This is a genomic window from Micromonospora sp. ATLC20 (assembly GCF_057196585.1).
In genome coordinates this window covers 1-10,759 of sequence record NZ_JBXUOV010000190.1, presented here as the reverse complement: position 1 = coordinate 10,759, position 10,759 = coordinate 1, and the positions used below count along the sequence as shown (strand labels likewise).

General features: G+C 75.0%; 10 protein-coding genes. 5 read left to right on the top strand and 5 right to left on the bottom strand.

Translation table 11 applies throughout. The annotated features are described in order from the left end of the window. Both AC2CHG_RS26680 and AC2CHG_RS26675 read right to left on the bottom strand, forming a co-directional pair. On the bottom strand, positions 1 to 862 hold an 862-nt coding region (locus AC2CHG_RS26680), incomplete at its 3' end, for an EamA family transporter (RefSeq protein WP_484525830.1). Positions 863 to 916: 54 nt separating this feature from the next. Then, on the bottom strand, positions 917 to 1,681 hold the full coding sequence (locus tag AC2CHG_RS26675) for an HAD family hydrolase (protein ID WP_484525829.1): 765 nt from the start codon (positions 1,679 to 1,681) through the stop codon (positions 917 to 919). An 85-nt stretch (positions 1,682 to 1,766) separates the two neighbouring features. Here AC2CHG_RS26675 and AC2CHG_RS26670 point away from each other — a divergent pair, with 85 nt between their 5' ends. Further along, positions 1,767 to 4,547 carry a DEAD/DEAH box helicase gene (locus tag AC2CHG_RS26670; RefSeq protein WP_484525828.1) on the top strand — a complete coding sequence of 927 codons (2,781 nt, stop codon included), beginning with the start codon at positions 1,767 to 1,769 and terminating at the stop codon, positions 4,545 to 4,547. Positions 4,548 to 4,712: 165 nt separating this feature from the next. Next, positions 4,713 to 5,600 carry an MHYT domain-containing protein gene (locus AC2CHG_RS26665; protein WP_484525827.1) on the top strand — a complete coding sequence of 296 codons (888 nt, stop codon included), beginning with the start codon at positions 4,713 to 4,715 and terminating at the stop codon, positions 5,598 to 5,600. A gap of 8 nt (positions 5,601 to 5,608) precedes the next feature. On the opposite strand, the gene AC2CHG_RS26660 is transcribed toward AC2CHG_RS26665, so the two are convergent. Next, positions 5,609 to 6,532 (bottom strand): 5'-3' exonuclease, encoded by a 924-nt coding sequence (locus tag AC2CHG_RS26660; RefSeq protein WP_484525826.1) that lies wholly within the window; start codon positions 6,530 to 6,532, stop codon positions 5,609 to 5,611. Positions 6,533 to 6,632: 100 nt separating this feature from the next. Between AC2CHG_RS26660 and AC2CHG_RS26655 the strand changes: the two genes are divergently transcribed. From AC2CHG_RS26655 to AC2CHG_RS26645, 3 genes are all read left to right on the top strand, one after another. After that, positions 6,633 to 7,718 (top strand): DUF4037 domain-containing protein, encoded by a 1,086-nt coding sequence (locus AC2CHG_RS26655; RefSeq protein ID WP_484525825.1) that lies wholly within the window; start codon positions 6,633 to 6,635, stop codon positions 7,716 to 7,718. Positions 7,719 to 7,846: 128 nt separating this feature from the next. Continuing rightward, positions 7,847 to 9,193 (top strand): extracellular catalytic domain type 1 short-chain-length polyhydroxyalkanoate depolymerase, encoded by a 1,347-nt coding sequence (locus AC2CHG_RS26650; RefSeq protein WP_484525824.1) that lies wholly within the window; start codon positions 7,847 to 7,849, stop codon positions 9,191 to 9,193. Between the two features lie 122 nt (positions 9,194 to 9,315). Continuing rightward, positions 9,316 to 9,438 (top strand): ribosomal protein bL36, encoded by a 123-nt coding sequence (locus AC2CHG_RS26645; RefSeq protein WP_043324353.1) that lies wholly within the window; start codon positions 9,316 to 9,318, stop codon positions 9,436 to 9,438. A gap of 24 nt (positions 9,439 to 9,462) precedes the next feature. Here AC2CHG_RS26645 and AC2CHG_RS26640 read toward each other — a convergent pair whose 3' ends face one another. Both AC2CHG_RS26640 and AC2CHG_RS26635 read right to left on the bottom strand, forming a co-directional pair. Beyond that, a complete protein-coding gene (locus tag AC2CHG_RS26640; protein WP_484525823.1) occupies positions 9,463 to 10,224 on the bottom strand; it encodes a glycosyltransferase family 2 protein in 762 nt (253 codons plus the stop codon). A gap of 83 nt (positions 10,225 to 10,307) precedes the next feature. After that, a partial coding sequence (locus AC2CHG_RS26635; RefSeq protein WP_484525822.1) for an ElyC/SanA/YdcF family protein occupies positions 10,308 to 10,759 on the bottom strand: 452 nt, incomplete at its 5' end.

The window sequence follows — 10,759 nt, the reverse complement described above, 5'->3', positions numbered from 1 at the left end:
GCGCGGCGGCGCGGACCGCGCCGGCGCTCGCGGCGACCACGAGCGCGATGGCGAGCACCTCGACCGGGCGCAGCGCCTGGCCGAGCACCAGCCAACCGGCCACGGCGGCGATCGCCGGACCGAGACTCATCATCACCGCGAACGTCGCGGTCGGCAGCCGCCGCAACGCGGCCAGCTCCAGGCTGTACGGCAGCACCGAGGCGAGCAGCGCCAGCCCGGTACCGAGCCCCAGCACCACCGGGTCGGCCAGGCGACCACCGCCGTCCGCAAGCCCGAACGGCAGCGTCAGCAGCGCCGCGACGGTCAGCGCGAGGGCCAGCCCGTCCGCGCCGGGGAACCGCGCGCCGATGCGCGCCGAGCAGACGATGTACGCGGCCCACATGGCGCCCGCCGTCAGCGCCAGCGCGGCGCCGGCCGGGTCGAGCCGGTCGAACCCGCCCTGGCCGAGCAGGACCACACCGGCCAGTGCCAGCGCGGCCCAGCACCAGGCGGCCACCCGGCGCGCGGCGATCACCGACAGCGCCAGCGGCCCGAGCACCTCCAGGGTGACGGCCGGGCCGAGCGGGATCCGCTCGATCGCCTGGTAGAAGATCGAGTTCATGCCGGCCAGGGCCAGCCCGAACGCCAGCACCGCCGCCCAGTCGCGGCGTCCGTACCCGCGTACCCGGGGGCGGCACACCACGAGCATCAGCAGCGCGCCGATGGTCAGCCGCAACGTCACCGCGCCGGCCACCCCGGTACGCGGGAACAGCAGCGCGGCCAGCGCGGAGCCGAACTGCACCGACAGCGCCCCGCCGAGGACCAGCGCGACCCCGCCGAGCCGTCCCGGCGCACGCGGCGGCAAGGGGTGGACACCGGTCATGCCCCTGACGGTATCCGGTGCGCCGCGACGCGTTCGCGCCGCTGGGGGGTGTGCTCAGGTGGCCCCGGCCAGGTCGAGCACCGCGCCGAGCCCGTTCGGGCGGCCCGCGTCGGCGCTGGGCAGCACCAGCACCCCGCACCCCGCTGCCACCGCGCCCGCGTCGGCCGGCGTGTCGCCCACCATCAGCGTGCGCTCCGGGTCGACGCCGAGCATCCCGCAGGCCCGCAGGAAGATGCCCGGGTCCGGCTTGCAGCGCCCCACCTCGTACGACAGCGCGTACGCGTCGACGAGCGCGTCGAGGTCCCAGGCGGCGAACAGCGGCCGCAGGTCGAAACCGATGTTGCTGACCACCGCCACCTTCACCCCGGCCGAGCGCAGCGCACCCAGCACGGGAGCGGTGTCCGGGTACGGCACCCAGCCCTCCGGCACCAGCACCCGCTCGTAGAGCGCGTCGGCGAACCCGTCGATGCCGGTGTCCACGGTCTCGGCCAGCCCGGTGTACGCGCCCCGGTGCGCGTGCGGGTAGAGATCCCGGTCGGCCCACAGTTCGGCCAGCCGGGGCGGCACCCGCGCCGGTAGCGGGCCACCGGCACGCCCGGCGGTGAGCAGCCGGTCGGCCAGCGAGGTGGCCCGGATCCGGTCCAGTTCGACGCCGCAGGCGGCCGCGGCGGCGAGCACCCAGGCCAGCGGCTCCTCCACCTGGGCGAGGGTGCCGTGGAAGTCGAAGAGCACCGCCTCCACGGGCCGGCGGGACGGGCCCGGGCGGACGGCGTCGTCGGCGCCGCTCGAGACGTGGGGCAGTTCGGTACGGTCCGGCACGTCGTGCACCCTACCGACCGCTCCGACCGTCCTGCCGGATGGCCTTGACCGGTACTCCTCGGCAGCACCGATTAATCTTGGTGCCATGTCGAGCCCCGCCGAGCGGTACGCCGCGGCGCGCCGCCGGGCCGCGCAGGCCTCCGCCTTCCCGGCCCTGGACGAATTCTCACTGGATCTCGGGTTCGATCTCGACGACTTCCAGCGCGAGGCGTGCGAGGCGCTGGAGCGGGGCAGCGGCGTGCTCGTCTGCGCGCCCACCGGCGCCGGCAAGACCGTGGTGGGTGAGTTCGCGGTGCACCTGGCGCTGCGCGGCCGCCCCGGCGGCGACGCGCCCGCGACCCGGCGCAAGTGCTTCTACACCACGCCGATCAAGGCGCTGTCCAACCAGAAGTACCACGATCTGGTGGACCGCTACGGTGCCGAGCACGTCGGCCTGCTCACCGGCGACAACGCGATAAACGGCGACGCGCCGGTGGTGGTGATGACCACCGAGGTGCTGCGCAACATGCTCTACGCCGGCTCGGCCACCCTGGAGGGCCTGGCGTACGTGGTGATGGACGAGGTCCACTACCTGGCCGACCGGTTCCGCGGCGGGGTCTGGGAAGAGGTGATCATCCACCTGCCCGAGTCGGTCACGCTCGTGTCGCTGTCGGCCACCGTCTCCAACGCCGAGGAGTTCGCGGACTGGCTGGTCACCGTCCGCGGCGAGACCGCCGTGGTGGTCTCCGAGCACCGCCCGGTGCCGCTGTGGCAGCACATGCTCGTCGGCAAGCGGATGTTCGACCTGTTCCACGACGCCGACGCGGCCCGCAAGCACGACGTGCACCCCGAGCTGCTGCGCTACACCCGGGACACGATGCGCCGGCTGGAGCTGGGCGAGGGTCGCAGCGCCGGCCCCGGCGGCGGGCGGCGCGGTCCCCGCTGGCGCGGCCCGATGCGCCCGGACATCGTCGACCGGCTCGACCGGGAGGGGCTGCTCCCGGCCATCCTGTTCATCTTCAGCCGGGCCGGCTGCGACGCCGCGGTGCAGCAGTGCCTCGCCGCCGGGCTGCGCCTCACCTCCCCTGACGAACGCGCCGAGATCCGCCGGGTGGTGGAGTCCCGGGTCACCGCCATCCCCGGCGAGGACCTGTCCGTGCTCGGCTACTGGGAGTGGCTCGACGGCCTGGAGCGGGGCCTGGCCGCGCACCACGCCGGCATGCTCCCGGCGTTCAAGGAGGTCGTCGAGGAACTGTTCGTCCGCGGGCTGGTCAAGGCCGTCTTCGCCACCGAGACGCTCGCGCTGGGCATCAACATGCCGGCCCGCTGCGTGGTGCTGGAACGCCTGGTGAAGTTCAACGGCGAGGCGCACGTCGACCTCACCCCCGGCGAGTACACCCAGCTCACCGGCCGGGCGGGCCGCCGGGGCATCGACGTGGAGGGCCACGCGGTGGTGGTCTGGTCGCCGGAGACCGACCCCCGGCACGTGGCCGGGCTCGCCTCCACCCGCACCTACCCGCTGCGTTCCAGCTTCCGGCCCTCGTACAACATGGCCGTCAACCTGGTCGGCAGCGTCGGCGCGGCGCCGGCCCGGGAACTGCTGGAGTCCTCGTTCGCGCAGTTCCAGGCCGACCGGTCGGTGGTCGGCCTGGCCCGGCAGGTGCAGCGCAACACCGAGACGATCGAGGCGTACGGCGCGGAGGCCGCCTGCCACCACGGCGATTTCGACGAGTACTTCGCGCTGCGGGTGGCGATCGCCGACCGGGAACGCGCCATCGCCCGGCAGGGCCAGACCCAGCGCAAGGCGGCGGCGGTCGCCTCGCTGGAGCGGCTGCGGGTCGGTGACGTGATCCGGGTGCCGTCCGGGCGGCGGGCCGGCCTGGCGGTGGTGCTGGACCCGGCCACCGGCGGGTTCGGCGAGCCCCGGCCGCTGGTGCTCACCCAGGACCGCTGGGCCGGGCGGGTCACCCCCGGGGACTTCACCACCCCGGCCGAGGTGCTCACCCGGATCCGGGTGCCGAAGCACTTCAACCACCGCTCGCCGGCGGCCCGGCGGGACCTGGCCGCCGCGGTCAGCGGCACCGGCCTGGATCGGCACGGCGGCCGGCGGGGCGGCCGGTCCCGGCAGGCGGCGGGCGAGGACCACCGGCTCAGCCAGCTGCGCGTCGAGCTGCGCGCGCACCCGTGCCACGCCTGCCCGGACCGGGAGGAACACGCCCGCTGGGCGGAGCGGCGGCGCCGGCTGGAACGCGACACCGAGGAGCTGCGCGAGCGGGTGTCCGGGCGGACCGGCTCGCTGGCCCGTACCTTCGACCGGATCGTCGCGTTGCTGACCGCGCGCGGCTACCTGGCCGCCGACGGCGAGGTCACCGACGCCGGGCGGATGCTGGCCCGGATCTGGACCGAGGCCGACCTGCTGGTGGCCGAGTGCCTGCGCCGCCGGGTGTGGGACGGCCTGTCCCCGGCCGAGCTGGCCGCCGCCGTGTCGGTGGTGGTCTTCGAGGCCCGGCGGGACTTCGACGAGCGGGCGTCGCTGCCGCGCGGCGCGGTGGCCGACGCGGTCGACGAGACGCTCAAGCTGTGGGGCGACATCGAGGCGGACGAGGCGGCACGCGGCCTGGCCGTCACCCGGGAGCCGGATCTCGGCTTCGCCTGGCCGATCTACCGGTGGGCGCGCGGCGAGGCGCTGGCGAAGGTGCTGGCGAGCGGCCACCAGATCGACGGGGAGATGCCGGCCGGCGACTTCGTCCGCTGGGCGCGCCAGGTGGTCGACCTGCTCGGCCAGGTCGCCGACTCGGGTGGCGCCTCGGCCGAGCTGCGCGGCACCGCCCGGCAGGCCATCGCGGCGGTCAACCGTGGCGTGCTGGCCTACCACGCCTCCGCCTGACGTTCACTTTCGGTCAGCGATTGCCGGAAATCGACGCACCTCTGCGTCACGGCGCTACCACCCCGCGAATTGTCGGGGGGTCGATGCGCGCCCTGGTCAGGGCCTATCCCATCATTGCCCGGGGCGCCGTGGGTCGCGCTGAGCCGAGGGTGAGGGAAGGGCGTCGTGGGCGAGATCAATCACTTCGAGTACGGATGGATCACACCCGCGCTCAGCTACGCGTTGTCGGTGCTCGGCTCGGCGCTCGGCCTGGTCTGCGCCGGGCGGATCCGGACCGCCACCAGCGCCGGTCAGCGCGCCTGGTGGGGCCTGCTGGCCGCGTGGGCGCTGGGCGGCACCGCGATCTGGGCCATGCACTTCATGGCGATGCTCGGGTTCGCCGTCGGCGGCACCCGGATCCGCTACGACGTGCCGCTGACGGCCGCCAGCACGGCGATCGCGGTCGCGTCGGTCGGCATCGGGCTGGCGATCGTGGGCACCGGCCGGCTCGCCGCGCCCCGGCTGCTCGCCGGCGGGTTCTTCACCGGCGCCGGGGTGGCCGCCATGCACTACACCGGCATGGCCGCGATGCGCCTGGACGGCTCGCTCGGCTACGACCCGCTGCGGGTGACGCTGTCGGTGGTCATCGCGATCGTGGCCGCCACCGTCGCGCTCTGGCTGGCGATGACCGTCCGGCGCGGGCTCGCCATCGCCGCGTCGGCGCTGGTCATGGGCATCGCGGTCAACGGCATGCACTTCACCGGCATGAGCGCGCTGTCGGTGCATCTGCACGAGAGCCGCGGCCCGGCCTCCGGCACCGAGGTGAGCGGACTGCTGGTGCCGATCGTGCTGGCAGTGGTCTTCGGCGTGGTCGGGCTCGTCTACGCGCTGCTCGCCGCGCCGTCGGACGACGACCGGGCCGGGGCCGCGTACGTCAGTTCGCGGCTCGACGAGGCGCCGTACGCGGCCGCCGCCGAGCCCGCACCGGACCCGGTCGGCCTGCGCGCGCGCTCGACGCTGGCGCAGCCCGGCGCCCAGTTCCCGACCCGCCGGAGCGCCGACCGCCCCTCGTGATCAACTGATCACGATCGGTCGCCGGCCAGCGCGTCGACGAGCCGGCGGCACGAGCCGGCCAGGTTCCAGCGCTGCGCCAGCTCCAGCAGCCGGTCCGGGTCGGCGGGGGACGTCGGCAGTGCCGGGTCCAGCTCGGGCAGCGGCACGTCGGTGGCGACCCGGACCACCTTCGGCGCCACGGCCAGGTAGTCGCGGGCGGCGTCGAGCTTGGCCCGCAGCCCGGGCGCGAAACCGGAACGGGGGTCGTCGAGCGCGGCCAGGATGCCGTCCAGCCCGCCGTAGCGGTCGATCAGCCGGGCGGCCGTCTTCTCGCCGACACCGGCGACGCCGGGCAGTCCGTCGCTGGGGTCGCCGCGCAGCGCCGCGAAGTCGGCGTACCGGTCGGCGGGCACGCCGTAACGGGTGCGGACCGCCGCGTCGTCGCAGTCGTCCAGCTTGGCCACGCCCCGGCCGACATAGAGCAGACGCACCGGGTGCGCGTCGTCGACGAGCTGGAACAGGTCGCGGTCGCCGGAGACCACCTCGACCGGGCCCGGCTGGGTCACCGCGAGCGTGCCGAGCACGTCGTCGGCCTCGTAGCCGTCGGCGCCCACGGCGGGGATGCCGAGCGCGTCCAGCACCTCCAGGACCATCGGCACCTGCGGGGACAGCGTGTCCGGCACGACCTCGCCGCCCTCGGGTGCGACCCGATGCGCCTTGTACGACGGCAGCAGCTCCACCCGCCACGCCGGCCGCCAGTCGTGGTCGAGCGCGCAGATCATCCGGTCGGGCCGGCGGGTGCGCACGAGCTGGGCGAGCATGTCGAGGAAGCCGCGTACGGCGTTGACGGGCTGGCCGTCGCCGGTCTTCGCGGCCGACTCGGGGATCCCGAAGTAGGCGCGGAAGTAGAGGCTGGGGGAGTCGATCAGGAGGATCGGCTGTCGATGTGCCACGGCGACAAGCCTTCCACAGCCCTGTGACGCGATGGGGGAGGCGACCGCCGGAGGCGGAAACCCGGGCGCGCGACGGGCGTGGCATGAGCAGACTGGCGGAGTGAGCTTCGTACCCGGCCTGACCCTGGCCCGCCGGTTCCACGACGAGGTGGTGGGTCCGCTGCTGGCGCGGCGGCTGCCCGGCCTGCCGTACTCCGCCGGACTGCTCGACGGCGGTTCCGAGCTGCTCGGCCTCGACACGCCCCGCTCCACCGACCACGACTGGGGTCCGCGTACCCAGGTCTTCGTGGGCGGCGCGCACGACGTGGCGCCGGTACGGGCGGCGCTGGACGCGGAGTTGCCGGCGCGGTTCCTCGGCTGGCCGACCCGGTACGCGGGCGGCCCGGCGGTGCGGCTCGGCACGGTCCACGCCGACGGCGACCGGCACGGCGTGACGGTGGACGAGCTGGGCCGATGGCTGCGGGAGCGGCTCGGCGCCGACCCGCGCGCCGGCCTGACGACGGCGGACTGGCTGGCGACGCCTACGCAGCGGCTGGCGGAGCTGACCGGGGGAGCGGTGTTCCACGACGGGCTCGACGGCGCGCTCACCGCCGTCCGCTCCCGGCTCGCCTGGTATCCGGACGACGTGTGGCGGCACGTGCTGGCCGCCGGGTGGCAGCGGGTCGCGCAGGCCGAGCACCTGGCCGGCCGCTGCGCCGAGGTCGGCGACGATCTGGGCAGCCGGGTCGTGGTCGCCGGACTGGCCCGGGATCTGATGCGTCTCGGCCTGCTGCTGCACCGGCGCTGGCCCCCGTACGCGAAATGGCTCGGCACGGTGTTCGCGGCGCTGCCGGGCGCGGCGCCGGTGGTGGACGGGCTCGCCGCAGCACTCGGCCCGGGTGACTGGCCGGCCCGGCAGCCCGGCCTGGTCCGGGCGCTGGAGACGGTCGCCGGCTGGACGAACGACGCGGCGCTGGCGCCGCCGGTGGACCCGGCCGCGCGGCCGTTCCACGACCGGCCGTTCCTGGTGCTGCACGCCGGCCGGTTCGTCGAGACGCTGCGCGTCGCGATCACCGACCCGGAACTGCGCGACCGGCCGCCGGTGGGTGCGGTGGACCAGTACGTGGACAGCGTGGACGTGCTCACCCACGCGGACCGCGCCCGCCGGGTGGCCGCGGTGGTTGTCGGCCCGCCGGGCGGAGCCTAGACTCCGATTCGAGTCGCATCGATCCGCGACTGTCTATCTCGTCTCCGAGGGTCCGGGCCGCCCGTCGCAGGCGCCTCGCCGGCGAGGACGCCGCCCCGTGCGGCGTTCCCACCACCGAGGAGAACAGCATGCTGTCCAGAATGAGCAGACTCCGGCTGCTCGGCGCGGCGCTCGCCGCCGCCGGGCTCGCCGTCGGAGCGGCGCTCGCCGTCCCCGGGCCGGCCTCGGCCGCCGCGCTGACCGAGGTGACGAACTTCGGCGCCAACCCGAGCAACCTGCGCATGTACCTGTACGTCCCGGACACCGTGGCGGCCCGTCCCGGGCTGCTGGTGGTCAACCACTACTGCACCGGCAGTGGCCCGGCCATGTACTCCGGCACCCAGTTCGCGTCGCTCGCCGACCGGTACGGCTACATCGTGGTCTACCCGTCGGTGACCCGCAGCAGCAAGTGCTTCGACGTGTCCTCGCCGCAGGCGCTGCGCCGCGACGGCGGCAGCGACCCGGTGGGCATCAAGTCGATGGTGGACTACGTGCGGCAGCGCTACCCGGTCGACTCGCAGCGGATCTTCACCACCGGCACCTCGTCCGGCGCGATGATGACGAACGTGCTGCTCGGCGACTACCCGGACGTGTTCCGGGCCGGCGCCGCGTTCGCCGGCGTGCCGTTCGGCTGCTTCGCCACCACGAACGGCTCGGAGTGGAACAGCGAGTGCGCCAACGGCCAGGTGCTGAAGACCCCGCAGCAGTGGGGTGACCTGGTGCGCAACGCGTACCCGGGCTACACCGGCCCGCGCCCGCGGATGCAGATCTGGCACGGCACCAACGACGAGACGCTGCGCTACCCGAACTTCGGCGAGCAGATCGACCAGTGGACGAACGTGAACGGGCTGAGCCAGACGCCCGCGTACACGGACAGCCCGCAGGCCGGCTACACCCGTACCCGCTACGGCGGCACCGGCGGCACCGCGACCGTCGAGGCGATCAGCATGCAGGGCGTCACGCACAACCTGCCGGTGGACGCGGCGCAGGTCATCCGCTTCTTCGGCCTGGACACCGCGCCGCCGACCAGCCCGCCGCCCACCATGGCCGTCACCACGGCTCCGCCCACCACGCCTCCGCCGACGACGCCGCCTCCGCCCACCACGGCGCCGCCGTCGGGGGCCTGCCGGGTCGGGTACGTGGTGAACGCCTGGAACAACGGCCTGACCGCCGCGGTGACCGTCACCAACACGTCCACCACGGCGATCAACGGCTGGAACCTCGCGTTCACGCTGCCGAGTGGTCAGACGATCACCGGAGGCTGGAACGCCACGTACAGCCCGTCCAGCGGGGCGGTGACCGCCCGCAACGTGTCCTACAACGCGTCGATCCCGCCGGGCGGCTCGGTGGACATCGGCTTCCAGGCCACCCACACCGGCAACACCGGTAGGCCCGCCTCGTTCACGCTCAACGGCAGCGCCTGCACGACCTCCTGAGCGGGGTCGTGGCGGCATCCCGGCCGCGCCCGTCCCGACCGGGGCGGGCGCGGCCGGGCATGACCGCACCGGCGGCGGGTACCCGTGCCGGACGGACACCGGCGGGAACCGAAGGAGCGGATATGAAGGTCCGAAGCTCCCTGCGCGCGCTCAAGCGCAAGGCCGACTCGATCGTGGTCCGGCGCCGGGGCAAGCTGTTCGTCCTCAACAAGTCCGACCGGCGGCAGAAGGCCCGGCAGGGCTGAGCCCGCCGTCGCCGCGCGACCAGCTCAGGGAGTTCGAGACGCAGGTGTGGGACGCGACGTCGTGACGGCGTCGGCCGGCACGTCGTCCACCTCGGCGCGCCCGGCCAGGCGGGCGAGCGCGGAGGCGGCCAGCGGCCGGTAGATCCGTACCGAGTCGGCGAGCGCGGAGAAGTGCGAACCCGAGTTGTCGCCGTGGTAGCGGGTGGTGATCGCCACCTGCTCGACCGGCAGCCCGGCGCGGACCAGCCGCAGCAGCACCGTCATCTCGTACTCGAAGCGGTCACCGGGGATCGTGGTGAGCCAGCCGAGCAGCGCGGCCGGGTAGGCGCGCAGCCCGGTCTGGGTGTCGCGCACGTCCCGGCCGGTCGCCAGCCGGAACGCCACCCGGGTCGCCGCGTTGCCGAACCGGCTGCGCGCCGGGACCTCACCGTCGAACTCGCGGACGCCGAGAGTCGGCGCTCCGGTGACGCGCATCCGGTCCGCCACGGCGCACACGTCGGGCACACCGTGCTGGCCGTCGGCGTCCACACAGACCACATCGCGTCCCGGGTGGTGCGTCGAGGCGTACCGGAAGCCGGTGCGCAGCACCACGCCCTTGCCCCGGTTGACCCGGCGGCGCAGCACGGTCGCGCCCCGGGCGCGGGCCGCGTCCAGCACCCCGGCGGCGGCCGGGCCGCTGCCGTCGTCGACGACGAGCACGTCCGCCCCGGGCAGGGCGTCCCGCAGGTCGCCGACCAGCGGTGGCAGCCGGTCACCCGGTCGGTACACCGGCACGAGCACGATCACGGAACCTCCCGGGTGGACTCGCCCGCCGGCACGGTCCGCCGGGTCGATCGAGGACGCTCGTACCCCGGGCGCGCGGCGGTGAATCACCGCCGGGGCGTGAGGCGTCCGATCCGCTCGGCCGCGCGGGTCAGCGCGCGCTCGCGGCGCAGCGACGCCTCCGGGGTACGCACACCGAGGAAGCCGATCCGGCTCAACGCCCGGGCGGCCCGCTCCCGCCGGACGGGCACCGGATCGGGCGCGGTCACCGGCACGTCGGCCAGCGCCGGGCCGGACAGGCCGAGCACGCGTGCGGCCAGCAACCGGACGCGGGGCAGGTGCCACGGGTGGGAGACCAGCCCGAGCGGGCGCCGCGCGGTGAACTCCGCCGCGCCCAGCAGTCCGTCCTGGACGGTGTGCGCCAGGTTCTGCAGCGTGGTGCGGGAGCGGGTCTCGGCCGCCGACCGGGCGTACGCGTCGAGCCCGGCCTCGCGCGCCAGCGCCCGCATCAGCTCCGCCTCCCGGTAGCCGGCGGGCGGGCCGGGCGCGCCGGCCGGGC